At 65.5% G+C, this 26,786-nt stretch carries 21 protein-coding genes; 13 read left to right on the forward strand and 8 right to left on the reverse strand.

Going from position 1 to position 26,786, the window contains the following annotated elements:
* Positions 1 to 4 precede the first annotated feature (4 nt).
* Complete coding sequence (locus tag AC24R4_RS08455; RefSeq protein WP_487522732.1) at positions 5 to 1,267, reverse strand: YbfB/YjiJ family MFS transporter; 1,263 nt, start codon at positions 1,265 to 1,267, stop codon at positions 5 to 7.
* Positions 1,268 to 1,359: 92 nt separating this feature from the next.
* Positions 1,360 to 1,968: a TetR/AcrR family transcriptional regulator gene (locus AC24R4_RS08460; RefSeq protein WP_487522733.1), complete on the reverse strand. Its 609-nt coding sequence runs from the start codon at positions 1,966 to 1,968 to the stop codon at positions 1,360 to 1,362.
* 239 nt (positions 1,969 to 2,207) lie between these two features.
* Here AC24R4_RS08460 and AC24R4_RS08465 point away from each other — a divergent pair, with 239 nt between their 5' ends.
* The 7 genes from AC24R4_RS08465 (at position 2,208) to AC24R4_RS08495 (ending at position 9,541) form a co-directional block, all read left to right on the forward strand.
* On the forward strand, positions 2,208 to 2,978 hold the full coding sequence (locus AC24R4_RS08465; RefSeq protein ID WP_487523000.1) for a substrate-binding domain-containing protein: 771 nt from the start codon (positions 2,208 to 2,210) through the stop codon (positions 2,976 to 2,978).
* Between the two features lie 300 nt (positions 2,979 to 3,278).
* Positions 3,279 to 3,851, forward strand: a complete 573-nt coding sequence (locus AC24R4_RS08470) for a hypothetical protein (protein ID WP_249640910.1) — start codon at positions 3,279 to 3,281, stop codon at positions 3,849 to 3,851.
* Positions 3,852 to 3,951: 100 nt separating this feature from the next.
* Positions 3,952 to 4,155 (forward strand): CsbD family protein, encoded by a 204-nt coding sequence (locus AC24R4_RS08475; RefSeq protein ID WP_153947099.1) that lies wholly within the window; start codon positions 3,952 to 3,954, stop codon positions 4,153 to 4,155.
* A 401-nt stretch (positions 4,156 to 4,556) separates the two neighbouring features.
* A complete protein-coding gene (locus tag AC24R4_RS08480; protein ID WP_487522734.1) occupies positions 4,557 to 5,513 on the forward strand; it encodes a DUF535 family protein in 957 nt (318 codons plus the stop codon).
* 154 nt (positions 5,514 to 5,667) lie between these two features.
* A complete protein-coding gene (locus AC24R4_RS08485) occupies positions 5,668 to 6,417 on the forward strand; it encodes a GntR family transcriptional regulator (RefSeq protein ID WP_400396040.1) in 750 nt (249 codons plus the stop codon).
* Positions 6,418 to 6,461: 44 nt separating this feature from the next.
* Positions 6,462 to 8,003, forward strand: a complete 1,542-nt coding sequence (locus tag AC24R4_RS08490) for an acetolactate synthase large subunit (protein ID WP_400396044.1) — start codon at positions 6,462 to 6,464, stop codon at positions 8,001 to 8,003.
* Between the two features lie 131 nt (positions 8,004 to 8,134).
* Positions 8,135 to 9,541, forward strand: a complete 1,407-nt coding sequence (locus tag AC24R4_RS08495) for a DUF1996 domain-containing protein (RefSeq protein WP_487522735.1) — start codon at positions 8,135 to 8,137, stop codon at positions 9,539 to 9,541.
* Here AC24R4_RS08495 and AC24R4_RS08500 read toward each other — a convergent pair.
* The 3 genes from AC24R4_RS08500 to AC24R4_RS08510 are packed head-to-tail and all read right to left on the reverse strand — an operon-like array spanning position 9,538 to position 12,993.
* Complete coding sequence (locus AC24R4_RS08500) at positions 9,538 to 10,404, reverse strand: HTD2 family dehydratase (protein WP_487522736.1); 867 nt, start codon at positions 10,402 to 10,404, stop codon at positions 9,538 to 9,540. The genes AC24R4_RS08495 and AC24R4_RS08500 overlap by 4 nt on opposite strands.
* Positions 10,405 to 10,427: 23 nt before the next feature.
* A complete protein-coding gene (locus AC24R4_RS08505; RefSeq protein WP_400394486.1) occupies positions 10,428 to 11,801 on the reverse strand; it encodes an MmgE/PrpD family protein in 1,374 nt (457 codons plus the stop codon).
* Between the two features lie 22 nt (positions 11,802 to 11,823).
* Complete coding sequence (locus AC24R4_RS08510; RefSeq protein WP_400394484.1) at positions 11,824 to 12,993, reverse strand: acyl-CoA dehydrogenase family protein; 1,170 nt, start codon at positions 12,991 to 12,993, stop codon at positions 11,824 to 11,826.
* A 266-nt stretch (positions 12,994 to 13,259) separates the two neighbouring features.
* Here AC24R4_RS08510 and AC24R4_RS08515 point away from each other — a divergent pair, with 266 nt between their 5' ends.
* Positions 13,260 to 14,264, forward strand: a complete 1,005-nt coding sequence (locus AC24R4_RS08515; protein WP_400394483.1) for a tripartite tricarboxylate transporter substrate-binding protein — start codon at positions 13,260 to 13,262, stop codon at positions 14,262 to 14,264.
* 33 nt (positions 14,265 to 14,297) lie between these two features.
* Here AC24R4_RS08515 and AC24R4_RS08520 read toward each other — a convergent pair whose 3' ends face one another.
* On the reverse strand, positions 14,298 to 15,200 hold the full coding sequence (locus AC24R4_RS08520) for a LysR family transcriptional regulator (protein WP_400394490.1): 903 nt from the start codon (positions 15,198 to 15,200) through the stop codon (positions 14,298 to 14,300).
* Between the two features lie 135 nt (positions 15,201 to 15,335).
* On the opposite strand from AC24R4_RS08520, the gene AC24R4_RS08525 reads away from it, so the two are divergent.
* The 4 genes from AC24R4_RS08525 to AC24R4_RS08540 all read left to right on the forward strand — a co-directional run bounded on the left by AC24R4_RS08525 (position 15,336) and on the right by AC24R4_RS08540 (position 21,951).
* Positions 15,336 to 16,250, forward strand: coding sequence for an SDR family NAD(P)-dependent oxidoreductase (locus AC24R4_RS08525; protein WP_400394481.1), 915 nt, complete (start codon positions 15,336 to 15,338; stop codon positions 16,248 to 16,250).
* Positions 16,251 to 17,075: 825 nt separating this feature from the next.
* On the forward strand, positions 17,076 to 18,998 hold the full coding sequence (locus tag AC24R4_RS08530; protein ID WP_153947107.1) for a PrkA family serine protein kinase: 1,923 nt from the start codon (positions 17,076 to 17,078) through the stop codon (positions 18,996 to 18,998).
* A gap of 72 nt (positions 18,999 to 19,070) precedes the next feature.
* Entirely contained in the window at positions 19,071 to 20,348 is a 1,278-nt protein-coding gene (locus AC24R4_RS08535; RefSeq protein WP_400394709.1) for a YeaH/YhbH family protein, read from the forward strand.
* A 64-nt stretch (positions 20,349 to 20,412) separates the two neighbouring features.
* Positions 20,413 to 21,951: a SpoVR family protein gene (locus AC24R4_RS08540; protein ID WP_400394711.1), complete on the forward strand. Its 1,539-nt coding sequence runs from the start codon at positions 20,413 to 20,415 to the stop codon at positions 21,949 to 21,951.
* A 50-nt stretch (positions 21,952 to 22,001) separates the two neighbouring features.
* Here AC24R4_RS08540 and AC24R4_RS08545 read toward each other — a convergent pair whose 3' ends face one another.
* Positions 22,002 to 23,156, reverse strand: coding sequence for a helix-turn-helix transcriptional regulator (locus tag AC24R4_RS08545; protein ID WP_487522737.1), 1,155 nt, complete (start codon positions 23,154 to 23,156; stop codon positions 22,002 to 22,004).
* A gap of 386 nt (positions 23,157 to 23,542) precedes the next feature.
* On the reverse strand, positions 23,543 to 25,852 hold the full coding sequence (locus AC24R4_RS08550; RefSeq protein ID WP_487522738.1) for a mechanosensitive ion channel family protein: 2,310 nt from the start codon (positions 25,850 to 25,852) through the stop codon (positions 23,543 to 23,545).
* Between the two features lie 300 nt (positions 25,853 to 26,152).
* Here AC24R4_RS08550 and AC24R4_RS08555 point away from each other — a divergent pair, with 300 nt between their 5' ends.
* Complete coding sequence (locus AC24R4_RS08555) at positions 26,153 to 26,563, forward strand: hypothetical protein (RefSeq protein WP_400393055.1); 411 nt, start codon at positions 26,153 to 26,155, stop codon at positions 26,561 to 26,563.
* The last annotated feature ends 223 nt before the right edge of the window (positions 26,564 to 26,786 follow it).

A 26,786-nucleotide genomic window follows, 5' to 3' on the forward strand; every position in this document is an offset into this window, starting at 1 on the left:
GGATTCATGGCTGGGCACGCTCCGGGGCCGTCCGCCGCACGGTGAAGTCCGCCGCGAACGCGACGGCCATGGCCACCGCGCCGCACGCGAAGATCAGCGTGTAGTTCTCGTGGGTATGCGAGAACAGCCAGGCGTAGCCGTAGCCGCCCAGCGCCTGGAACAGCGCGAACGATGCCGTGGCACGGCTCCAAGCGGCGCGCTGGGCCGTGGGGTCATGCGGCAGCAGTTCCTGCACGCGGCCCAGCACCATCGGCACGATGCCGGGGGTGAAGGCGCCGAGTACGATGGTGGCCGCCCACAGCGCCGCCGTATGGTGCGACAGCGCCAGCAGGCTCACCGCCAGCCCCTGCAGCACCATGGCAATGCGGTAGCCGTTGCCGAAGCCCAGCCGGCCGCCCAGCCAGCTGCTGACCACCGGACCCGCAATCGCGGCGATGCCGTACAGCACCCAGTATCCCGCGCCCACCGACGCGCCCTGGCCCAGGCCGCGTGCCACGTAATCCACCAGCAGCACCATCGCCGGCACAAGTCCCAGGGCATTGGCCGCGTACTGGATATAGATCACGCGCAACGCGCGCCGATGCGACCCCAGCGCGCCGTCGGCCGCATGCTGGCCGGCCGGGGTGGCCATCGGCATGCCCGGCGGCGTGTCGGTGGCAGGCCAGCCCGCCCAGCTCAGCGCGGTCAGCAGCAGCGACACGGCGCCAAGGCCGAACCACGTCGTCCGCAGGCCGAGCTTGAGCAGTTCCGGCACCAGCGTGCCCGATGCGGCAATGCCGATACCGAGCCCGAGGAAGATCATGCCGCTGACAAAGGCGCGCCGGGCCGGCGCGATATGCGGCAGGATGGCCGTGGCCACCAGCACCATGATTGCGCCGCCCGACAGGCCGGACAGGAAGCGCCAGACAAAGAACCAGCCGACCGATAGCGGAAACGCGCACGCAAAGAACGCTGCCGTGACGGCCACCATCAGCCAGCGCAGTGCATGACGGTTCGACATCCGCGCGGCCAGCGGCCGCCCCAGCAGCGCGCCGGCCAGGTAGCCGGCAAAGTTGGCGGCGCCCAGCGTGACCGTATCGGCTGCGCTGAACCAGTGGGCCTGGATCAGCGCCGGAATCAGCGGCGTGTAGGCAAAGCGGGCCAGGCCGATGGCCACGAGGCTGGCGGACAGGCCGGCAAACGCGGCATGGAGGGCGCGCGTGTCGAGCGATCGGCTGTCGGATGGGGCGCCCGGAACGGGAACGGCGGCGGGGGCATCTTGTGACATGGTTTTCCTTCACGAATGTCGGGGCGAACGTCTCCGCCACGCGGCGCCGGGCCGCGTGGGAGCGTGTCGAAAATCGGGGGAGTGGGGCGGTTCTAGGCCGGCGGGCCGTCTGCCGCCTGCAGGCCCAGCGACGCCAGTGCGGGGCGCACCGAGGCCTCCAGCAGCGCGCGCTCCGGCATGACGCGCGACAGCACGCGCATGCCGACCTGCAGTGACAGCAGCATGGCCGCGGCGTCGTCGGGGTCATGGACCGCGGCGATGGTGCCTTCGGCCTGCGCCGCGCGGATCATCCGCCCGAAGAAGGCGCGCAGCAGCGACAGTTCCAGCGCCACGGCGGCCTTCAGTTCGGGGTCTTCGTTCGAGGCCTCCAGCGCCGTGTTGATCAGCATGCAGCCACGGTGCGGCAGCTCGGTGGCGCCGCGTTCGACGCTTTCGGCAAAGAACTGCACCAGCGCCTGCGCCGGCGGATAGCTGGCCTCGATGCGGTCGATGCGTTCGCGCAGCGTGCGGTTCAGGTAGTCGTCCAGTGCCTGCATGAACAGCTGCCGCTTGTCGCCGAAGGCGTTGTACAGGCTTGGCTGGGTCAGCCCCATGGCCTGGGTCAGCTCACGCGTGGACGTGGCGTGATAGCCCTTGGCCCAGAACGTGGCCTGGGCCGCGGACAGCGCCGCGTTCGCATCGAATTGTCGGGGTCGTGCCATGGTGGATCTCGTTTTGTATCGATCTGTATGAAACGTAGGGCTGATTATAGAGCGATCGATACAAAACGCAAGGTCGTTCCGGGCCGGCCGCCTTCAATATCCGTGAAGGGGTCTTCTTGAAATGTGACTTTGCGGCGCCGCCCCGCCATCCCTTATAGTCTGCGGGTACCGCCTGACCGATAAGGAGAGAAAAGAACATGAGCAAGACCAACTGGATGGCGGCGGGCGCTGCTGCGGCAATGCTGCTGGCGCCGGGCGTCCATGCGCAGTCCACTGCCCAGCCACCCGCGCAGGCCCCGACGCAGGCGCCCGATCTGCACGTGATGATTTCTGGAGGATTTACGGCCGCCTACCAGAAGCTGGCGCCCGGCTTCACTGCGCAGCACGGTGCCCGGCTAAACACCGAGCACGGTCCGTCGATGGGCAAGTCGCCCGAGGCCATTCCGAACCGTCTGGCGCGCGGCGAGCATGCCGACGTGGTCATCATGGTGGGCTATGCGCTGGACGACCTGATCAAGAAGGGCGTGGTCGATCCGCAGTCGCGCGTGGAGCTGGCGGACTCGCGCATCGGCATGGTGGTGCGCCAGGGTGCGACCGTGCCCGATATCCGCACCGTGGACGCATTGCGCCAGACACTGACGCAGGCGAAGTCGATCGCCTATTCGGACAGCGCGAGCGGGGTCTATGTGGAGCGCGAGCTGTTCACGAAGCTTGGCGTTCCGGCGCTGGCCGCCAAGGCGAAGAAGGTGGAAAAGATTCCGGTGGCGTCGACGGTGGCCAATGGCCAGTACGAGATCGGCTTCCAGCAGGTGGCCGAACTGCTGCCCGTACCCGGTGTGACGTTTGTGGGCCGCATTCCCGAGGAAGTGCAGTCCGTCACGCGTTTCGCGGGCGGCGTGCCGGTCAAGGCAGAGCACCCCACCGAGGCGAAGGCCTTGCTGGAATTCCTGGCGGCGCCTGCCGCGCAGGCCGTGGTGAAGGAAACAGGTCTCGACTCGGTGCCCCACTGAACGCGACGCCGTTTTTAAAGGGCTGCAGTCATTGCCCGGGGCCGGCTCATGCCGGCCCTTTTTCATTGGCCGCCACCTCATGCCGCATCGCGTGCTGGCCGTCCCGCTGTGACACTTGCATTAAGCAAATGTGATGCTGTGGGAATTGTCTTACGAGTGTTTCAGCAGCGGCCTTCTGCTTCGACGGGGTGGCAAAACATAACCTGCAACTACAGCGGGGCCACAACGCAATCCAGCAGCTTGCAACGCGGAGATTGCCGGGCCCGATAAGTATCCACCTCGAGAAAGGAGCACGACATGATCGCAAAGAAGTGGCTGAGTGCAGCAGTATGTTCGTTGATGGTGGCCGCGCCGATGGGCATGGCCTATGCGCAGGCGGGTTCGAAGGCGGACTATGACGCCGCCGTGAAGCAGGCCGATGCCGACTACAAGACGGCCAAGAGCAAATGTGACGGGATGTCCGGCAATGCCAAGGACGTCTGCAAGGCCGAAGCCAAGCGCGACCACGACGTGGCCAAGGCCAACGCCGAAGCCAAGCGCGACGGCACCGAGAAGGCGCACGCCAAGGCGTTGAAGACCAAGGCCGACCGCGACTATGACGTGGCCAAGGAAATGTGCGACGACAAGAAGGGCAACGACAAGGACGTGTGCGTGAAGGAAGCCAAGGCATCGCACGAACGCGCCCTGGGTGAAGCCAAGGTCGACAAGGCTGCCGCCACCGGTACCAGCACTGACGTGGCCGAGGCCCGCGCCGATGCACGCAAGGACACGACCAACGCCGCCTACAAGGCCGACAAGGAAAAGTGCGATGCGATGTCCGGCGACGCCAAGGACAAGTGCCAGGCCAATGTGAAGGCCAAGTACGCCAAGTAACAACGCAAGCCAGCCCGCTACGGGCAGACGCGCGAACCGGCACGTATATGACGCCGCAACGCAATGATCCACAGTCCACTGACACACGAAGGAGCCAGATATGAACTGGGACCAGATCGAAGGCAAATGGGATCAGGCCAAGGGCAAGATCAAGGAAAAGTGGGGCAAGCTGACCGACGACGACATCACCGTCATCAACGGCAAGCGTGACCAGCTGGCCGGCCGGATCCAGGAACGCTACGGCTATACGAAGGAACGGGCGGAAGAGGAAATGAAGGCCTGGGAGCGGGACGTTCGCTGGTAAGCCAGCACGTCCCGGCCCACAAGGCCGGACCACGCGTCATGCGCGGACACGTGTGACGATCAACAGGCGGGGCCTTCGGGCTCCGCTTTTTTTATGGATGAGGCCAGGGTGCCTGCTCCGGCATTGTTACGGGCGTGTCGATAATTTGTAACAATGTCAACCTACAATATTTCAAGGCGTTACGGCATATTACGAGATGGGCCGCCTTCCCCACGAACAAATCCAATCCAGGCGGGTCGTTCGCGTTGCGCCGGATGCCGGCCGCGACGGCAAGGGTCGTCACTGCGTGATCAGGTCTCGAAGAAAGATCGGCATGCCAACCAGGGGAGCAGTTAGTCGTGCATGGACCAGTTTCATGTCTGCAGAGCCTTCAGAGCCACGCAGGGGGATTTCTTCATCTATTGCCGGCCGATTATTTGCGCTATCTCGGCACGGTCGCGTCGGTTTCAACGTTCTGTTATCCGACCGGCAGCCGCAAATGGCTGTCGCGGCGCATCAAGCTTGTCGCGCTGTCGGCCATCCGTCGCAGTACGGCACAGTCCTGGCTGCGCGAGGCGTCTTCGTGCGCGCTGCTGGAGCGCGTGATTGCCGCACGGCCGGTGGTGCTGGAAAAGCCGTTTCGGCCGCTTGGGGCCTACGGCCTGTGCTTTGGAGAGCGCGCGCGGCTGGTGCTTGAGCATTTTTCGCTGATGCACGATGCGCTACCGGCTTGCGTCTGCGATCGTATCTACCTGGGCGGCGGACTGGACTGGGCCTTCGGCGATGGCCGGTACACGCTGCGGCTGACCGACTCCGGGCCGAATCCCCGGGAAGGCGAACTCGGGCTTTACTGGATCGACAACGAAACGGGGGCCAGCCTGGCCCAACTGAGCTTTTACCTGCGACGCGCCGCCGATGGCGTGGAACTCTATATAGGCGGGCTGCAGGGCCCGATGAACGACGCCAGCCGGGACTGGATCCGCGCCGCCACCAAGGCGTGCGAAGGCCTTCGGCCGAAGGACGCGCTCATGCAGGCGCTGCTGGCACTGGCTGACCAGATTGGCGCGCGCCGGATCGTGGCGGTGTCGCGCGCCAATCACGTCGGACGCCAGCGCCACCGTCCCCGCGAAATCCAGGCGGACTACGAAAGCTTCTGGGCCGAATACCACGGCACGGCGCTGTCGAGCGGCAACTTCGAACTGCCCGTGCAGCAACCCGAGCGCGACATTACGGAAGTGGCGTCGAAGAAGCGTTCGGCGTGGCGGCGCAAGCAGGCGCTGGCGGCATCGATCCGCCACGCGGTGGCGCTGGGCCTGCGTCCGCAGGCCGATGCGGCCAGCAACGATGGGTTTGCGCTGGCGGTCATTCCGGCAGCCTGAACGCCGGCCGCCAATCTGGGTGCGCGGCGGCCCGCATGGCAGAACCGGCGGGCGTAAACCCTAGTAGTCTAGCCAGCTAGACTTTTAATAGAGTCCGGTATCGGCCGGAAGCGCCGGTGCAGTCATGCGCCGGCCGGCCGCGCCATGTACCCCGATGCCGGACGCCACCGACCTTCTTTCCCGCAGCCGCGAGCCCGTCTACCTGCAGCTCGCCACGATATTCCGCCGCCAGATCGAGAGCGGCGCGTGGCGTCAGGGCGAGCAGTTGCCATCGCTCGATGCCCTGTGCCGCCAGTACGGCGTGGCGCGCATGACAATGCATCACGCCATTTCCCAGCTCGATGCTGAAGGGCTCGTGGCGCGCTCGCGCGGCCGCGGCACCTTCGTCAAGACGGCCGGCCGTGCGCGCCGCCCGCTGGCGCTGCCGATCAGCTGGGACCAGGCGGTGGCGGTGGGTGACCAGCTATCCACCGAGGCCATGGTGGAATCCACCGCCGATGTGCACCTGCCCGACGATCTCGGCATGCCTTGCGACGCCCGGCGCGCCGACGCCTACCATTTCCTGCGCCGCGCGCATCGCCTGGAAGGCCGGCCGTTCGCCGTGGGCGAGGTCTATATCGCCGCCGATGTGTTTGCGCGCGAGCCCGAGGCGTTCCGCCAGGGCGCGTCGGTGCCCGTGCTCGACCGCTTTCCCGGCCTCAAGGTCAATGCCGCCCGGCAGCGCCTGTCCATCGTGCCGGCTGGCGCGGAATGCGCCGGGGCGCTGGAGCTGGCCGTCGGCGCGCCCGTGGCCGAACTGCGCCGCTTTGCCTGCGTCGACGATGTGATCGTCTATTACGCGCGTATCGAATTTCCCACCGAGTACGTCTGCCTGGATTTCGACCTGCTCGCCAATCGTTGCTGACCACCGCCAACCGCATGGAACCCAAGATGGAGACACAAGACAAGATGAACGGCGCAGAGAGCCTGGTGAAGACGCTGCTGGCCTGCGGCGTGGATACCTGCTTTGCCAACCCCGGCACGAGCGAGATGCATTTCGTGGCCGCCCTGGACCGCATCCCGGGCATGCGCTGCGTGCTGGGCCTGTTCGAGGGCGTGGTGACTGGCGCCGCCGACGGCTACGCGCGGATGGCCGACAAGCCCGCCGCCACGCTGCTGCATTGCGGTCCCGGCCTGGCCAACGGCCTGGCGAACCTGCACAACGCCCGCCGCGCACAGACGCCGATCGTCAACATCATTGGGGACCAGGCCACTTACCATCGCCCGCTCGATGCGCCGCTGACCGCCGATACCGAAGGCTGGGCACGGCCCGTATCGGTGTGGACGCGCACCGCCACGCATGCCGCGTCGGTGGGTGCCGATGCCGCGGCGGCCGTGCAGGCCGCGCGCAGCGCGCCCGGTGGCGTGGCCAGCCTGATCCTGCCGTCCGACGTGTGCTGGGATGAGGGCGGCCAGGTGGCCGCGCCGCTGCCCCCGCTGGCCGTGCCGAAGGTGTCGCCCGACGCCGTGCAGCATGCAGCGCGCATCCTGCGCAGCGGGCAGCCGACGCTGATCGTGCTGGCCGGCAGCGCGCTGCGCGAAGGTGCGCTGGCCGACGCCCACCGCATCGCCGCTGCCACCGATGCCCGCCTGATCACGCCGATGTCGAACGCGCGCGTGACGCGCGGTCGCGGCCGGCTGGCCGTCGACCGGATTCCGTACTCGGGCGACGCCGCGCGCCAGAAGCTGGCCGGCATCCGCAACGTGATCCTGGTGGGTGCGCCGCCTCCGGTCACGTTCTTCGCCTATCCCGGCAAGTCGCCGCGCCCGTATCCGGAAGACGCGACGATCCATGTGCTGGCCCGCGCCGAGGAAGACCTGGGCGAGGCCCTGGCGCGCCTGGCCGACGAACTCGGTGCGCGCCAGGCACAGCTGCCTGCGTCGGCCGCGATGCCAGTGGCGGCCGCAAAGGGCGCGATCACGTCCGAAGCGGTGGCCCAGTCGCTGACCGCGCTGCTGCCCGAGCAGTCCGTGGTGGTGGAAGAAAGCGTGAGCTTCGGCCGTGCGTTCTATCCGGGCACCGTCCACGCCGCGCCGCATGACTGGCTGCAACTGACCGGTGGCGCGATCGGTGCCGGCCTGCCGCTGGCCACGGGCGCCGCCATCGCCGCGCCGGATCGCCGCGTGGTGGCGCTGCAGGCCGATGGCTCGGGCATGTACACGCTGCAATCGCTGTGGACCATGGCGCGCGAAAAGCTCGATGTGACCGTCGTGCTGCTGGCCAACCGCAAGTACGCCATCCTGCTGGGCGAACTGGCTGGCGTGGGCGCCAACCCGGGCAAGACGGCGATGGACATGCTGGATATCGGCAATCCGGACCTCGACTGGGTCAAGATGGCCAACGGCATGGGCGTCGAAGCGGCACGCGCCGACAGCATGGACGCGTTCAACGACCTGTTCCAGCACGCCAACCAGCGCAAGGGACCGTTCCTGATCGAACTGGTGATCTAAGAGGGCCCGTCACCCCCGGCCCGGCCCCGGCATGGGCCGGGGCTGACCCATGATGTTCCATGATGTTCCATTGCCCCGTGGATGGCCGCGCAGCAGCATGACCCTGCGTACTTCGTCCAAGGGGGCACATCATGAAGAAATCGGGAATGCAGTGGGCCGCGCTGTGCTGCGGCCTGGCGATGGCGGGCGGCGTCTCCGCGCAAACGGTGGCCAACGCCGATGCCACGGTCATCTGTGATTATTCGCACACGCTGGCGGACGACCCGATCGTCTACCCGGGCAAGCCCGGTATCGCCATGACCCACGACTTCCTCGGCAACACGACGGCCAACGCCTTGTCGACGCCGGAGACGCTGCGCGCCGAACATGGCACGACCTGCGAGAACGCGGCCGACACCACGGCGTACTGGGCGCCTGCCCTGAAGTTGCCCGATGGCAGAATCGTGCCGCCCACGTACCAGAAGACCTACTACTCGAACGTGGCGGTGCCGTCGGGGCGCCGCGTGCGCGTGGAGCCGCTGCCGGCGGGATTACGGATGCTGGCCGGCGACCACAACGGCGCGCTGCCCAATCCGCGGATCTCCTTCCTGTGTAACGGACGCGGCTATACCAACACGATTCCCACCGACTGCGTGCCCGATCCCGAGAAAGGCACCCAGTTCAATATCGGCGTGAATTTCCCGACGTGCTGGGACGGCCGGAACCTGGCGCCCATCAAGGGCGTGATCGAAAACGTGGTGTATCCGGACAACCAGGGCGTCTGCCCGGTGACCCATCCGCTCCACATCCCGGAGGTGAACTTCAACCTGGCCTACATGATCGGGCAGGTGACCGACCTGACCGAGGCCCGGTTGTCGATGGATCCCACGCTGGACGCGTTTGGCAGGGTGGTGGCGCAGAACTGGGGCACGCTCTACACCGCGCACGCCGACTTCTTCAACGGATGGCGCGACGAATCGCTGCGCTACATGGCCGACTATTGCCTGAACGCGGGCCGGCTCTGCAACAAGCAGGTGCCCTACGCGTACAGCGAAGCGCTTGGCGATGCGACGGTACGCGGCGGCGACACGGCGGACAAGAACTATGGGAACGACCTGTCGCTGTACGCCCAGCGGGCCAGCGGCACCACGCCGGAGTCGATGATCTACATGAAGTTCCGCATCCCGCAGGGTGCGGCCAACGTGCCGTCACGCTTCACGCCCGACTATCAGCTGCGGATCTACGGCGGCAACACGACCGACAAGACGGCCGCCATCATCCGCCTGTACCGCGTGTCGACGGACTGGACGGAAGACACCATCACGGCCAACAATGCGCCGCCCTGCGAGGGCACCATGGCGGACATGTACCTGGACAACGTGATCCAGTACCGCACGTTCAAGGTCAGCAAGGCCATCAACGAAGCCATTGCGGAAGGCAAGGACACCATCGCGTTCTGCCTGCGCGGCAACGGCGATCGCATCTACACGTTCGGCAGCCGGGACACCGACAACCCGCCGCTGCAGCTAATGATGACTCTCAATCCGATCAATCACTAAGCGCGGCTTTCGGTCTCGGCCCAGCCCGACATGGCCTGCCCGCCGGCGTTGTCGCCGGTCCACAGCAGCACGCGGCCCGGCGTGCCGGCATCGTCGGCACCGCCCACGGCCACGGTGTCCTGGTGGAACAACGGCGCCAGGCCGCGGAAGCCGAAGCGCGTCACGCGCGCGTCGGGACGCTCGTGGCGCAGCAGTTCCAGCATCAGCATGGCCTGCAGCGGGCCATGCACGATCAGGCCGGGATAGCCTTCCACGTCGCGCACGTAGTCCAGGTCGTAGTGGATGCGGTGGGCGTTGAACGTCAGCGCCGAGAAGCGGAACAGCAGCGTGGGGTCGGCCTGCAGCGTGCGGCCGAACTGCGCGGTCTGCGCCAGTGCCGGGCGCGGCAGCTGGGGCTGCCCCTTCGGTGGCATGGCACGGTAGACGATGTCGTGCCGCTCGGTCAGCGCGGTTTCGCCGCCAACCGTGAAGACGTGATCGACGGACACGAAATACAGTTCGCCGGTGCGGCCGGCCTTGTGCTGCACGTCGGTGATGGTCGACGTACGGGTGACCGTCTCACCGACCCGCAGGCCACGGTGGAAGGACAGCTCGCTGCCGGCCCACATGCGGCGCGGCAACGGCACGGGCGGCAGGAATCCGCCCAACGTGGGATGGCCATCCTGCCCGAGCGTGTGCTGCGGCGCGCGGGGCAGGAAGTACAGCCAGTGCCACAGCGGCGGCAGCGGCTGGCTGGCGATGGCTGGGCCATCGAGATCGAAGGTGGCCGCGAGCGCGTGGACCGGCTCGGCCGCCAGGGTCTCGGTGCGCGACTCCGAACGGCCGATCCATTCGCGCAGTTGTTCGAGCGTAAGGGTGGTCATGGCAAGGGGTAGTCAGTGGGCGGTTAGCGGCTGGCGGGCAGCCAGTCGTTGACGTTGGCCTGCTGGTCCAGGCGCCAGACACGGTCGATGATGGTGCGCATTTCGGCCTCGCTGGCCCCGTGGCGGAACGCGCCCAGCTGGACGGCCTTGGCTTCGAGTTCGGGGCGCGACAGCGTATTGTCCGGATCGCCCTTGGGCACATCGACCCTAGCCTCCAGCGCGCGGCCGTCGGTGGTGCGCACCGTCACCCGGCCGATCCACTGGCGCGGGTAGGCCGCGTTGATCTCGTCGTCCAGCGCCATCGTCACCTTGTTGCAGAACGCCGCGATGCGCGGGTCCTGCAGCGCGTGCTGCTCGAACTCGCCCAGGCCGGCATGCGTGTGCACGGCCACCAGGCCCAGCACGGTGCCCATCGAGAACTTGGCCTGATGGATCGTCACCGGATTGACCACCGGGCCCAGCACGTCGATGGCGCCCTGGTGCACGTGCGCGGTCACGGCGTCGATCTGTTCGGCCTGCAGGCCTTCGCGCTGCATCAATGCCTTCAGCGCATCGGCCGCCGGGTGCGTGTGGCGGCACGAGGCAAAGAACTTGAACGACGTCTCGGCCGTGGCCCAGCGCGTGCCGAGCCCGTCGGTCAGCGCGGCGGGGTTGGCGTCGCTCGACATGCCGGCCGCCATGCCCTGCGCGCCTTCCAGAATCTGCTTTGCGCCGGTAAAGCCCGCGCGGGCCAGCCACGCCGACTGCAGGCCATCGGCGGCGGCCTTGGCGGTATGCAGTTGCTTGGAGTCCGCCGCATCGCGCAGGAATTCCCACAGCCCGGCGGCCTGCGTGCCGGCGGAGCCCAGCGCCTGGTTGATGCCTTCGGCGTCCAGCCCGTACAGCTTGGCAACGCCGGCGGCGGCGGCCAGCGTGCCAACCGTGCCGGTGGTGTGGAACACCCGGTAGTGCGAGCGGCCCATGAATTCGCCGATGCGGATGCCCGCCTCGTAGCCGGCGATCGATGCCAGCAGCACCTCGGCGCCGGTCTTGCCCTCGGCCTGCGCGGCGGCCACCACGGCCGGGAAGACCACGGCGGCCGGGTGCAGCACCGAGCCGTTGTGGACGTCATCCTGCTCCACCACGTGCGACGACGCGCCGTTGATCAGCGTGGCGAAGTAGGGCGACGTGCGGCGGCGGTCGACAAAGACCTCCGCATCGCCCGACTGCGGCCCCATGGCCGCGGCGAATTCCTGGATGCGGCGGATGGCCGGCGCGTCCTTGCCGGCGATGGCGGAAGCGATCCAGTCGAGAAACAGGTCCTTGGTCCGTTCGACCACCGGAGCGGGCACGTCGGAGAGCTTCAGTTGCGCCAGGAACTCGCAGAGCTGGCGCGTCGGATAGGTGTCGTTGGGCATGTTCGGCGTTGGCGTCGGGCGGTCAGAACGAACGCGGCAGTTCGAGCACGTGCTCGGCCACGTAGGACAGGATCAGGTTCGTGGAGATCGGCGCCACCTGGTACAGGCGCGTTTCGCGGAACTTGCGCTCGATGTCGTATTCGGCGGCGAAGCCGAAGCCGCCGTGCGTCTGCAGGCACACGTTGGCGGCCTCCCACGACGCGTCGGCCGCCAGCAGCTTGGCCATGTTGGCTTCCTTGCCGCACGGCTTGCCGGCGTCGAACAGCTGCGCCGCCTTGTAGCGCATCAGGCTGGCCGCTTCCACGTTGACGTAGGCGCGCGCGATCGGGAACTGCACGCCCTGGTTCTGGCCGATGGGCCGGTCGAACACGATGCGCTCGCGTGCATAGCCGCTGGCGCGTTCGACGAACCAGTAGCCGTCGCCGATGCATTCGGCGGCAATCAGGATGCGCTCGGCATTCAGGCCGTCGAGGATGTACTTGAGGCCGCGGCCTTCCTCGCCGATCAGGTTCCCCGCGGGGATTTCCAGGTTGTCGAAGAACAGCTCGTTGGTCTCGTGGTTGACCATGTTGCGGATCGGCTGGACGGTCAGGCCGTTGCCGATGGCCTCGCGCAGGTCCACCACGAACACCGACAGGCCTTCGGACTTCTTTTTCACCTGGTCCAGCGGCGTGGTGCGGGCCAGCAGCAGCATCAGGTCGGAGTGCTGCACGCGCGAGATCCACACCTTCTGGCCGTTGATCACGTACTTGTCGCCGCGGCGCACGGCGGTGGTCTTGAGCTTGGTGGTGTCGGTACCGGTGGTGGGCTCGGTCACGGCCATCGACTGCATGCGCAGTTCGCCCGAGGCGATGCCGGGCAGCCAGCGTTGCTTCTGCGCGTCGGAGCCGTGGCGGAGCAGGCAGCCCATCACATACATCTGGCCGTGGCAGGCGCCCGAATTGCCGCCGTTGCGGTTGATCTCTTCCATGATGACCGACGCGGCGGTCAGCGGCAGGCCCGAGCCGCCATAGGCCTCGGGGATCAACGCGGACAGCCAGCCCGCCTGGGTCAGCGCCTGGACGAATTCCTCCGGAAAGCCGTTGTGTTCCTCGATGCGCTGCCAGTACGCGGAGTCGAACTGCTGGCAGAGGTCGCGTACGGCCTCGCGGATTTCGGGGTAAATCTGGTCTTGGTCCTGTGCAGCATGCATGGCAATGTCCGGTCTATGTCGGGGGTGGGGCCATTATTCCCGAGCTGCCGTGGCAGCAACATTCGCATTTGCTGAAGCGCGGCTTCTGTCCGGCTTAGGGATGGGGGCAGGGACCGGCTCAGGGTAATCCCGTGGCTTTTCCGGGGCCGTGTCCTCCCTTCGGCAAATCGGAATTGTGTGCCGCGCCCATTGCTTGCACCCTGCGGCTCACGATTCCAGAACAACCAGACGCGTGCCATACGCGCAGACCAGACAGGAGACAGTGAATGACGTTCTACCGGCAACTTTCAGCATCCGTGACCTGGGCCGCACTGGCGGTAGCCGCCGCGGCCGTTGCGGCGCCAGGCATCGCACGGGCGGCGGACGCCTATCCGTCGCGGCCGATCACGATGGTCGTGCCGTTCGCGGCGGGCGGGCCGACCGATGTGGTGGCGCGCTCGGTGGCGGCGGCCATGTCGAAATCACTGGGCCAGAGCGTGGTGGTGGAAAACCGGCTTGGCGCCGGCGGCACGGTATCGGCCGCCTACGTGGCCAAGTCCGCACCGGATGGCTATACGATCCTGATCCACCACAACGGCATGGCCACGGCCCCGGCGCTGTACTCGAAGCTGCCGTACAAGCCCCTGACCGATTTCTCGTTCGTGGGGCAGGTGGCCGATGTGCCGATGACGCTGCTGGGCCGGCACGACCTGCCGGCCAATACGCTGCCGGAGCTGGTCAGCTACATCAAGCAGAACCAGAGCAAGGTGAATCTGGCCAACGCGGGCCTGGGCGCCGTGTCGCAGCTGTGCGGCATGCTGTTCCAGAAGGCGATCGGCGTGGACCTGCAGACGATTCCGTACCAGGGCACGGCACCGGCGCTGACCGCGCTGCTGGGTGGCCAGGTGGACATCCTCTGCGACCAGACCACGCAGACGCTGCCCCATATCAAGTCGGGCAAGGTCAAGCTGTACGGCGTAACCACGGCCGAACGCATTCCGGCGCTGCCCGATACGCCCACGCTGCGCGAGGGCGGGCTGAAGGGCTTCGAAGTCAAGGTCTGGCATGGCGTCTATGCGCCGAAGAACACCCCGCCGGCCGTGATCGACAAGCTCAATGGCGCGCTGCGCACGGCGCTCAAGGACCCGGCCGTGGTGGCCCGCATGAAGGATCTGGGCGCGGTGATCGTGCCGGCGGACAAGCAGACGCCGGAAGGCCTGCATAGCTGGCTGGCGTCGGAAATCGACAAATGGTCGCCGATCATCAAGGCAGCGGGCGTGCGCGCGGATTAAGCCGTCCCGAGGAGGGGCCCCCACAAAAACCGCCTACACCGGCTCTCGCGCCGCGTCGGCCAGATAGCGGATCAGGGTTTCCGCGAACTGCGGCAGCTCGCGGCCGGGCCGGCGCACCAGGCGCAGTTCGCGCCGGGCCCAGTCGTCTTCCAGCCGGATAAAGCGCAGCACCTTGCGACTGGCGTAGCGCCGTGCGCAGCTGTTGGGCACGATGGCGATACCCGCGCCGGCCTCGACCATGCGGCACACCGCATCGAAACTGCCCACCTGGATGCGCAGGCTGATGCGCTTGCCCATGCCGCTGGCAATACGGTCCAGGAAGGTCTGGATGGCCGACGACTGGTTCAGCCCCACAAAGCGGCACGTGTCGAGCAGATCGGCGAAATGCAGCGCCTTGAAGGCCGGCAGCGGATGGTTGACCGGGGCGATCACGATCAGCTCGTCGCTGCAGAGCTGCATGGTGTCCAGGTCGGCCGTGGCGACTTCCCCCGCCACGATGCCCAGGTCCGCCGCGCCGTTGCCGACCGCCGAGACGATATCGGCGGACAGGTGTTCCTCCAGTTCGACGTCGACATCGGGGTTCTCGGACAGGAAGTGCGACAGGCCATTGGCCAGGAAAGAATTGGTGGCCGTGGTGTTGGCCAGCAGCCGTACGCGGCCCTTGACGCCCTTGGCGTAGGGCCGCAGGTCCGCATGCAGGCATTCCAGCTGGCGGAACACCTCGCGGGCGTGGCGCAGCAGTTCGTCGCCGGCCGGCGTCAGGCGCACGCCCTTGACCTGGCGGATCAGCAGCTGGGTCTGGAAGGCCTCTTCCAGTTGCTTGATGCGCGAGCTGGCGGCCGGCAGCGACAGGAAGCTGCGTTCTGCAGCGCGGGTCAGGTTCTCGGTTTCGCCGACGTTGAGGAAGAGGCGCAGGTCGGTCAGGTCGTAGTGCATGGGTTCAGCGAGCGTGAAGCCCACTTTTGTCATTCGTGAATTCCAGAAACTCCGCCGACAATTTATCGTATCCGCGTTGGCAATAGAACGGGTGACGTTCCGGAACCCGGCAATCTCGCACGCAAGGAGTCGAAGATGAGTGGAATGATGGCAGGCAAGGTCGTGGTGGTGACGGGCGCAGGTGGCGGCATCGGCCGGGGCATCGCGCTGGGCATGGCCGCGGCCGGTGCGCGCGTGGTGGCGAACGACCTGGGTGTGTCGATGAGCGGGGAAGGCGGCGATGCCGGGCCGGCGCAGCGCGTGGTGGAGGAAATCCGCGCGGCCGGCGGCGAGGCCGTGGCCAATACCGACAGCGTGTCCTTGTGGGCGGGCGCCAACGCCATCGTCCAGTGCGCGCTCGACAATTTCGGCCGCATCGACGCCGTGGTCAACAACGCCGGCAACCTGCGCGACCGCATGTTCTTCAAGATGAACGAGGAGGAATGGCGCTCGGTGATCGACGTGCATCTGCACGGCACGTTCTTCGTGAGCCGCGCCGCGGCCAACTATTTCAAGGATCAGGAAAGCGGCGCCTTCGTCCACATGACGTCGACGTCGGGCCTGATCGGCAACCTGGGCCAGGCCAACTACTCGGCCGCCAAGCTTGGCATTGCCGCGCTGTCCAAATCCATTGCGCTGGACATGGCGCGCTTCAATGTGCGTTCGAACTGCATCGCCCCGTTTGCCTGGAGCCGCATGACCAGCTCGATCCCGGCCGAGACCCCCGAGGAAAAGGCCCGCGTGCAGCGCCTGCAGAAGATGGAGGCCGGCAAGATCGCCCCGGTGGCGGTGTTCCTGGCCAGCGATGCGGCCGGCGAGGTCAATGGCCAGATCTTTGCCGTACGCGCCAACGAGATCATGCTGATGAGCCAGCCGCGGCCGGTGCGCTCGGTGCATACCAGCGAGGGCTGGACCCCTGAGACCGTCGCCGAGATCGCCATGCCGGCAATGCGTTCGAGCTTCTTCAAGCTGGATCGGTCACCCGACGTCATCAACTGGGACCCGATCTGATCCGCCCCCCTGCTGTCGGCCTTCCGCAGGACGTCTCTCGACGTCGCCGCCCTCTTCGCCACGCGCTGCGGTGCAGCAATTCGCCCGCGCGTGGCACGCATTCTGCTCATCCCCCGTTCATGGGGGCCTCACGCACTCGGACTGTGCGATGCGGGCCGGGCTCCAACGCTAAATCGGTGCATGCGCGTCTGCCAACTGGCACTCCCGGTCGGACAGTGCTGATGGGTGCGACGCGTGGTCGCAGCGAATGACGCACGGGTAGCCACGACGCGCTCAGGGGCATATGGCACAGGAAGCTTGAGGAAGACACCCGTCAGCAGTGAGCGGCGTGGGCCAATGCACGGCACCATGAAGCGGGTATTGCGCAGGTCGATATGCGAAAAGCGGTGCATATCGTGCATTTGGACGAGACGGGCGGAAAGGTCATCCATCCACAGCCGCGACGTGGGTGTAGGACCATTGCCGACAGCGCCTGTCAGATGTTTCTGGATTTGATTTGTCGTTACACAACACGCTGTGCAGGACGCACTCGAAAGGTGTAATGTGTGTCACAAGCATGGTCGATGGCCCGTCGCGGCGGGGTGATGAAACGAGTGTGCAGTCGCAATGCGTGCATGGCATGAGCGTGCATCGGAGCGACTGAACCGACAGGCAACTGAAGTCAACTCGGGATTCACGTTCACCGTTATTTGACTATGATGAAGTAAAGACTTCGCAACTTGGCAACTCCACCAAGCCGGGGTGGCGGAAAGCAAAGTTGCCGCGAAGTCTTAAGGGAGTAGAACTACCTTCGCCTCGGACGTGGGACTCTGACGGGAGTGAGGTATGGACATTTTTGGCCACTACGCCACGCGCTTCGAAGCTCGCAAGGAAGAGGAATACAGCATCCAGGAATACCTGGAGATCTGCAAGAAGGATCCTTCTGCCTACGCGACTGCCGCCGAACGCATGCTCGCCGCTATCGGACAGCCTGAACTGGTGGATACCCACCACGATCCGCGCCTGTCCCGACTGTTTTTCAACAAGGTTATCCGGGTCTACCCGGCGTTCCGCGACTTCTACGGGATGGAAGACACGATCGAACAGATCGTCTCCTTCTTCAAGCACGCGGCGCAGGGCCTGGAAGAGCGCAAACAGATCCTGTACCTGCTTGGGCCTCCCGGAGGCGGCAAGTCGTCGCTGGCCGAGAAGCTCAAGGCGCTGATGGAAGAGATTCCGATCTACGCGCTCAAGGGTTCGCCCATCCATGAATCGCCGCTCGGGCTCTTCTCGCCAGAAGAGGACGGCAAGATCATGGAGGAAGACTATGGCATTCCGGTGCGCTACCTGAATACCATTCCGTCGCCATGGGCCGTCAAGCGGCTGCACGAGTTCAACGGGGACATCACCAAGTTCCGTGTGGTGAAGCTGCGCCCGTCGGTGCTGGCGCAGATTGCCATCTCGAAGACGGAGCCGGGCGACGAGAACAACCAGGACATTTCGTCGCTGGTGGGCAAGGTCGACATCCGCAAGCTCGAAGACTTCCCGCAGGACGATCCGGATGCCTATTCGTATTCCGGCGGCCTGTGCCTGGCCAATCGCGGCCTGCTCGAGTTCGTGGAAATGTTCAAGGCGCCGATCAAGGTGCTGCACCCGCTGCTGACCGCCACGCAGGAAGGCAACTACAAGGGCACGGAAGGCTTTGGCGCGATTCCGTTCGATGGCGTCATCCTCGCGCACTCGAACGAGGCCGAGTGGCAGACGTTCAAGGCCGACAAGAACAACGAGGCTTTCCTTGACCGGATCTATATCGTCAAGGTGCCCTACTGCCTGCGCGTGTCCGACGAGGTGAAGATCTACGACAAGCTGCTGCGCAGCAGTTCGCTGTCGGCGGCGCCCAACGCGCCCAACACGCTGAAGATGATGGCGCAGTTCGCCGTGCTCACGCGGATCAAGGAGCCGGAGAACTCGAACGTCTTCTCGAAGATGCGCGTCTATGACGGCGAAAGCCTCAAGGACGTGGATCCGAAGGCAAAGTCGTATCAGGAGTATCGCGACTACGCCGGCATCGACGAAGGCATGAACGGCTTGTCCACCCGCTTCGCGTTCAAGGTGCTGTCGAAGGTATTCAACTTCGACAATACCGAGGTGGCGGCCAATCCGGTGCATCTGCTGTACGTGCTCGAACAGCAGATCGAACGCGAGCAGTTCCCGCCGGAGCAGGAAGCCAAGTTGATGTCGTACATCAAGGAGTACCTGACCACCCCGTACGTGGAGTTTATCGGCAAGGAGATCCAGACCGCGTACCTGGAGTCGTATTCCGAATACGGCCAGAACATCTTCGACCGTTACGTGGTGTTTGCGGACCTGTGGATCCAGGACCAGGAGTATCGCGATCCGAATACCGGCGAGATCCTGGACCGCAATGCGCTGAACGACGAACTGGAGAAGGTGGAAAAGCCGGCCGGTATCTCGAACCCGAAGGACTTCCGCAACGAGATCGTCAACTTCGTGCTGCGGGCCCGTGCCAACAACGGAGGCAAGAACCCGGTCTGGACCAGCTACGAGAAGCTGCGGATGGTGATCGAAAAGCGCATGTTCTCCACCACGGAAGACCTGCTGCCCGTCATCTCGTTCAATGCCAAGTCGTCGCGCGAGGATCAGGAAAAGCACGAGAACTTCATCAACCGCATGGTTGAGAAAGGCTATACACCCAAGCAGGTTCGGCTTTTGGTGGAGTGGTATCTGCGCGTCAGGAAATCATCGTAACCGGTTCCGGACGCGGTCTTTATCCACGGCGCGCTTTTCCTGGCGTCTCTTACCACGGCGGACAGACGGCATATGGGTACGGTCATCGATCGGCGCGAGAACGGCGGCAACAAGAGCGCCGTCAACAAGCAACGCTTCATCAAGCGTTACCGCGAGCAGATCCGGCAGGCGGTGGCGAAGGCGGTGTCCGGCCGGAAGATCATGGACATCGAGCAGAGCGGGCAGGTGTCCATTCCGGTCAAGGACATCTCCGAGCCGATCTTCCACCACGGCCAGGGCGGCAAGCGGGAGTGGATTCATCCCGGCAACAAGAAGTTCGTCCGGGGTGACAGCTTCGACCGCCAGCAGCAGGGCAGTGGCGGCACGGGGTCGCGTGCCAGCGACAGCGGCGAAGGCGAGGACGATTTCGTCTTCACGCTGTCGCGCGAGGACTTTCTCAATTTCTTCTTCGAGGACATGGCGCTGCCAGACCTGGCCAAGCGCCACCTTGCCAAGATTGCCGAGGTGCGCAAGGTGCGCGCCGGCTTCTCGATCGACGGCACGCCATCGAACCTGTCGATCCTGCGCACCATGCGCAGTTCGCTCGGGCGGCGCATTGCGCTGTCCAGCCCCTACATGAAGCGGTTGCACGAACTGGAGATCGAGTACAACGAGGTGCTCGAGAAGGAAGGGCCATACTCCGAACAGGCCGAGGCGCTGATGGAGAAGATGCGCCACCTGCGTGCCCAGGTGGACCGCGTGCCGTTCATCGAAAAGCTCGACCTGCGCTACAACAACCGCGTGCTCAAGAAGCGGCCCCAGGCGCAGGCGGTGATGTTCTGCCTGATGGACGTGTCGGGCTCGATGGACGAAAGCCGCAAGGACCTGGCCAAACGCTTTTTCATGCTGCTGTACCTGTTCCTGAAGCGGAACTACGAGCGCATCGACGTGGTGTTCATCCGCCATCACACGGTGGCCAAGGAGGTGGAGGAGGAGGATTTCTTCCATTCCCGGGAATCCGGTGGTACCGTGGTTTCGAGCGCGCTGAAGCTGATGGTGGATGTGATTCATGACCGCTATCCGCCCAGCCAGTGGAACATCTATTGCGCCCAGGCGTCGGATGGCGACAACTGGGCAGGCGATTCCGAACTGTGCGGCCGCCTGCTGCGCGAGTCGATCCTGCCGCTGGTGCAGTACTACGCATATGTGGAGGTGGCTTCGGAAGAGCCGCAGAATCTCTGGGAAGAGTACCTCACGGTAAAGAACCAGTTCGAGCACTTTGCGATGCAGCGCATCATCGGTGCGGACGAGATCTACCCCGTGTTGCACGACCTGTTCCAGAAACGCGCGGCCTGGCCGGCCGCCAGATAGCAGGGCATTCGGCAGCAAACCGGCGCTGCGCGCGGCGCGGGCCGGCATGTCACTGGGGAAGTCTATGGCCTATCTTTCTACGGGCTCGGAGTGGACCTTCGAGCTGATTCAGCGTTATGACCGCGAAATCGCCCGCATCGCCGGCGAGTTCGGGCTGGACACCTATCCCAACCAGATCGAGATCATCACGGCCGAGCAGATGCTTGACGCCTATGCATCGGCGGGGCTGCCGGTCGGCTACAGCCACTGGTCGTACGGCAAGCACTTCCTGGCGTCCGAACGCGGCTACCAGCGCGGCTACATGGGGCTGGCCTACGAGATCGTGATCAATTCCAATCCTTGCATCGCGTACCTGATGGAAGAGAACACGATGCCGATGCAGGCGCTGACCATCGCGCACGCCTGCTATGGCCATAACTCGTTCTTCAAGGGCAACTACCTGTTCCGCACCTGGACCAACGCGGACGCGATCATCGACTACCTGCTGTTTGCCAAGAACTACGTGGCCGAGTGCGAGCAGCGATACGGCGAGCAGGAAGTCGAAATGCTGCTCGATTCCTGCCACGCGCTGCAGAACTACGGAGTGGACCGCTACAAGCGGCCCAAGAAGCTGTCGATCACCGAAGAGCAGGCGCGGCAGACGGAACGCGAAAACTATCTGCAGATGCAGGTCAACGACCTGTGGCGTACGCTGCCCAAGCACCGGCCCCACGCCCTGCGAGAGGAAGAGGAGGCTGCCGAGTTCGAGGTTACCTTCCCGCCGGAGCCGCAGGAGAACCTGCTCTACTTCATCGAGAAGAACGCGCCGAAGCTGCAGCCGTGGCAGCGCGAGATCGTGCGCATCGTGCGCAAGGTCGCCCAGTATTTCTATCCGCAGCGGCAGACCAAGGTCATGAACGAAGGCTGGGCCACGTTCTGGCACTACACCATCATCAACCAGCTGTACGAGGAAAAGCTGGTCAACGATGCGTTCATGCTCGAACTGCTCCAGGCGCATACCAACGTCATCTACCAGCCGCCGTACCACAGCCCGTACTACAGCGGCCTGAATCCGTACACGGTGGGGTTCCTGATGTTCCAGGACCTGCGACGCATGTGCGAGAACCCGACGGAGGAAGACCGCCGCTGGGCGCCCGAGATTGCCGGCAGCGACTGGCGCCAGACGCTCGACTTTGCGATGCGCAACTTCAAGGACGAGAGCTTCTTGCTGCAGTTCCTGTCGCCGCGCGTGATTCGCGAGCTGAAGCTGTTTTCGGTGCTGGACGACGACCGCGAGGGCAAGCTGCGCGTGACGGCCATCCACGACGACGAAGGCTATCGCGAGATCCGCCGGCTGCTGGCGACCCAGTACGACCTGTCGAACATGGAGCCGAATATCCAGGTGACCAATGTCGATATCGGCGGCGACCGCTCTCTGACGCTGCGCCATCTGCAGCAGGATCGCCGTCCGCTGGCGCAGAACTTCGACGAGGTGATCCGCCACGTCACACGGCTATGGGGCTTTACGGTGCGGCTGGAAGTGGTCTACGAGGACGGCCGGCGCGAGCTCAAGTACGAGTGCAAGCCGGAGCGCCGCCACCAGCAGCATCGCAAGGCAGCCTAGCGCTCATGGCTGGGTCCCCGCCGGAAGGGCGGGGACTATCCGGGAAAAGGTTATCGGGACCGAGCCTGGCCACGCGGCCGGGCCGGCGAGCAGGCGCCCGCGCGCTCCAGGTCCACGCCAGGCAGCAGGTGCAGCAAGCGCACCAGTTCCGACTGGCGGTGCGTGCCGGTCTTGCGCAGCGTATCGCGGATGTGTACGCGCACCGTGTGCGGTGACAGGAATTCGCGTTCGGCAATCTCGTTGAGCGTTTCGCCGGCCGCCAGGCGGATGGCGATGATGCTCTCCTTGCGCGACAGGCCGAACAGCGACGTCAGCACGCCGGCGTCCAGCACCGAGCGCGATTCGGAGTTGCCCAGCAGCATCATGGCCATCGGCAGCTGCCACGGGCCTTCGACCGGCTGGCGCGACACCAGCGGCATGACGATGATCGGCACGGGCTGGCCGCCCGAGGTGATATGCATCCACGAGCCCGCCGCGGCATCGCCATGGCGGCCGCCGTGCACGGCGCCGTCAAGCAGCCTGGTCAGTACCGATTGCAGCGATTCGGGATGCGCGCTCAGCACGCCGTTGTCGAGCGCCAGGTTGGAATCCGCCTGCACCAGGGCCTCGGCCCAACTGTTGGCGTAGCGCACCCGCATGTCGGCCTGCAGCACCATCACGCCGAAATCCAGCGTGTCCAGCCCCGCGAGCCCCATCGACGCCAGCCCGCTCAGCTCGAAATTGCGGTGCTGCATGCGGGCCGCCCGTGCCCAGTGCGGCATGACCTGCGCCACGCGCTGGTTGCAATCGACCGCACGGCAGCTGTCGCAGCCGGGGGTTGCGCTCATCCAGACGCAGACATCGTGCGTGTCGAAGAGGCGGATGCCATTGGCCAGGCCGTTGCAATCGAACGGCGTCGGGCCTTCCGCATCCGGGCCCGGCAGCATGCCGGCGTCGGCGCTCGCGCCCGCCAACGCGGCATGCGACGGCAGCGCCCGCATGCTTTCGGGCATGGTGCTGGTGCTGGTAAAGCAGCCGTGTGGGGTGACCCCCAGACGCGCCTTGCCGGCAAGCTTGTCCCATATCAGGTAGCTAGGGCTGGCGGAACAGGTGTAGTCGGAAAACAGGTCGAGCGCCGCGGGCATGGCCGCCACGTCCATGGCAGATTCATAGATGCAATCGACCAGACGATAGAAGACGTCGTCGGCAGACAAGTGTTCGCCCATTTCTTTTTTCCCCGGTGGCAAACGCCTTTTTCCTCAAGACCGCTGCGTCGAGGCGCGGTCATTCTTTTGTATGTCATCACAGTGCCGGGCCGGATTGACTGGGAGCGCGTGAACTCGGCAATGTGTACGGCGATGATCCTGCAAAAACACGGTGCCGGAATATCCCGCCAAGGGAGGGGTGTGCTTGCCGTTTTCCGGCGCCACGCCTGCGTTTCCGGCATCCGGGCACGCGGCAGTGGCCGCGGCGGATTGCTGAAGTTCGCGAGATAGTAATGCGGTGACACGCGTATTTCAAACGATTCACGGCGAAGTTCGCGCGCCGCCATGGCGCAAATGCGACAACGTCCTGTCAAGGCGCCCGGGTCTTCACATTTGGGGCGCGCAACTCAGGCTTTGCCTTTGGCGGAGGTGACTAATTCAGCGCCTGCGCCCGCTGCGGCCGTCAAGGCCGCTTTGCCGGTGGCGCCGTTGCCGCCGCCGTCGACCTGCACGGTCACGTAGGGCGCGGCCATGCGAATGCCCTCGGCGTCGAAGTTGCGCTTGAGGCGCACGTTGAAGGCGCGCGAGATTTCGGCCTGGGTCAGCGGGCGCGTCTTGAATTGCGCAAGCACCACCTGGCCGTTCGGATCGAAGCGGTCCAGGCCCAGGATATCCAGGCCGGACAACAGGTTGCGGGAGTAGCGGTGGTCACGGGCCACCTCGGCGCCGGTCTCGCGAATGATCTCCAGCGCGCGGTCGAAGTCGCTCTGGTAGGCGATGGAAACGCTGAATACCGCGAACGCGTAGTCGCGCGACAGGTTCTTGACTGCCTTGATCTGGCTATAAGGCAGCGTATGTAGCGCACCCTTGCCATCACGCAGCCGCAGCGTGCGGATCGTCATGCCTTCCACAACCCCGGCGTGGTCGGGCAGCTCGATGGAATCGCCAATGGCGATCGAATCCTCAATGACGATAAAGAGCCCGGTGATCAGATCCTGCACCAGACTTTGGGCGCCAAAGCCGATGGCCAGGCCCACCACGCCGGCACCGGCCAGCAGCGGCGTGACGTTGACGCCCAGGTTGGCCAGCACCGCAATCATCGCGACCACCAGCAGGGCCACGAAAGACGCGTTACGCACGAGCGGCAGGATGGTCTTCGCGCGCAGGCTGGGCTGGGCGGCGCGATTGTTGGTGGGAGACAGCGACTGGGTGATTGCCGTATCGATCAGCAGCCAGACCAGCCAGGCCAGCAGCACCACGCCGATCACGCTGAGCACGGACCGCGTGATATGGCGCCCCAGCACGGTGGAGTCGGCCAGCATCATCAGCGACGTCCCCCAGATGCGCGCATTGAGCTCCAGGAATGCCAGCCAGATGATCACGCGCACCAGCGCCACCCCGAAGCGGCCAAAGCGCCGCAGGTAGGCCGAGCGCCGGCGGTCGCGCAGCCGCGGCGCCCGTACCGACGCCTTGGGCGACCGGCCCGCCACCAGCGTGAGCAGCATGGCGCCGACGAACAGCGCCACCGTGATCACGGCCCGGCGCAGGAATTCGTCGGCACGTCCGGTGGCCATGATGGTGCCAATGACCGACGCCGCCACCACCGCCAGCATGGGCAGGTACCACGCCTGGCCGGCCATGCGCAACAACTCCATCAGGGCCGGATGGTCCTGGCGGAATGCAAACGGGCGGAACGCGATCAGTTGCCCGATGGCCCGGCGAAACCGCAGCGTGAAGACACCAATCAGCACGGCAGCCAGGATATTGGCGAAGGTGCTAACCAGCGCGGACAGGTTCACGCCCAGCGCGGCAATGACCCGGGCGTCGGTGTTGGCTTCGCCCAGCGCGGCCAGGGCGCCCGTGACGAACAGCAAGATCGGCGAATGCCTGAGCAGGTCGCGCACGGCGTGGGAGCGGTGGCCCGACTGGAACAGCGCGAAGATGACCTGGCAGACCGCCGACATCAGCGCGCCGGCCACGATGGCATAGGCCACCAGCACCGCCCCCATGCTGGCGGGCGTCCGGCCGAAGACCTTGTAGGCCAGCAGCACCGTCAGCGCGAAGGCCACGATCCATGGCCCGATCCGGCGCAGGAAATAGATGCCGACATCGACCCACGATGGCACGACCGGCAACTGGGTGGGGCGTGCCGGACGCAGCCTGTTGCGGTGCAGCCGGCGCGACAGCTCGAACAGCAGCCAGCCCGTCAGCGCCCAGCCAGCCAGCACGATGCCGAATTCGCGCCACGATTCCAGGGCCGCCCGCGTATGGCCGATCGTGATCGCCTCGCGCATTTCCTCGCCGGCAAAGCGGAAACGCCAGCGCCAGTATTGCCAGGGGCCACGATCGCGGTGCGGGGTGCTGTCGATGTCCTGCAACGCTTGCGCCACCGCGCCAATCAGTCCGGGAGCCGGGGCGCTGGCGGCCGCGGCCGGGGCAGAGGCATCCAGGCCCTGGCGCAAGGTCTGCAGCTGCGTGACCAGTGCGCGCCGTTCGGCATCGTTCTGCAGCGTGTCGATGACCTCGTCGAGCGACCTGGCCAGCGCCGCGCTGGCGGCCGGCGCCGACGCGGGCTTGTCGGCGGGGGCCTTGATGGCATTGAGCAGCGGCGAACCGGCGCCGAAGGCTGGGCTGCTCAGAAGCAGCATCAGCAGAAGGGCGCGGAACCAGGCCATGGCCCGGGTCAGGGCGGTCAAAAGGGGGCGCGAGCTGTGCATGTAAGGGACGCGGGCGGAAAGGGTCGCCGTCAGATGGCCAGCATGCGCGTCACTGTAGCGCATCGCAGCAGGCCGCCGGCCGCGCGTCGGCCCGGCGGCGCTCGATGGCAGGTTTCCTGAATTCAAAAAAACTGAATAACTTGTCCGCGAATGCATCACTTTTGGCGGAAGCCGCAGGCCTATAGTTCTGTTCATGGACGGCGCGCAACGCAACGCAGGCAGAAAGCCACGACGGCATCGCGCACCGGGACCATTCATACAAACTGAATAAATCTGCAAAATCCTTTACGGAGAGAAATCATGACCAAGACCACCGCCCTCAAGATCGCATCGACCCTGGTTCTGTCGCTGGCCGCCCTTGGCGCCGCTCAGGCAGAAACGGTATCGGCAGACAAGTATGGCTACACGTTCCGCACGACGGTTTCGGCCGACAAGTACGGGTATGAATTCCGCACGCACGACGTCTTCACCGACGGCGCCCGCGTCGGCAAGCCCGATACGTTCACCGACGGCGCCCGCACGGTAGCCGGTCTGGACAAGGCAGGCGTTTCGGCAGCCCCCGGACGCACCGCCGACCCGTACCTGGACGGCGCCCGCAATGCCGACCCGTACACCGACGGCGCGCGCTTCGTCGCCGGCCTGGATAACGTGGGGGTCTCCGCTGCCCCGGCCCGCACCTTCGATCCGTACCTCGACGGCGCGCGTGCATGATGGCTGTTACCCGAAACGAGCAAGGCGTTACGTAACCCGTAACGCCTTTTTTGTTTGTGGAACGTCCGCCGGCGGCCGTGGCCAGGGGCCGCAAACGCCCGTCTGAAGTGGGGTAACGATTCCAGGAACGCCCGTGCGGCGCGGCCTGGCGGGGCGCCGATTGAAACGCGGGTATGGAAACCGCGCCGGCCCCGCAAGATTGGCATGTCGTTTGCAGATCCTG

This window comes from Cupriavidus sp. CER-90, from assembly GCF_057652055.1.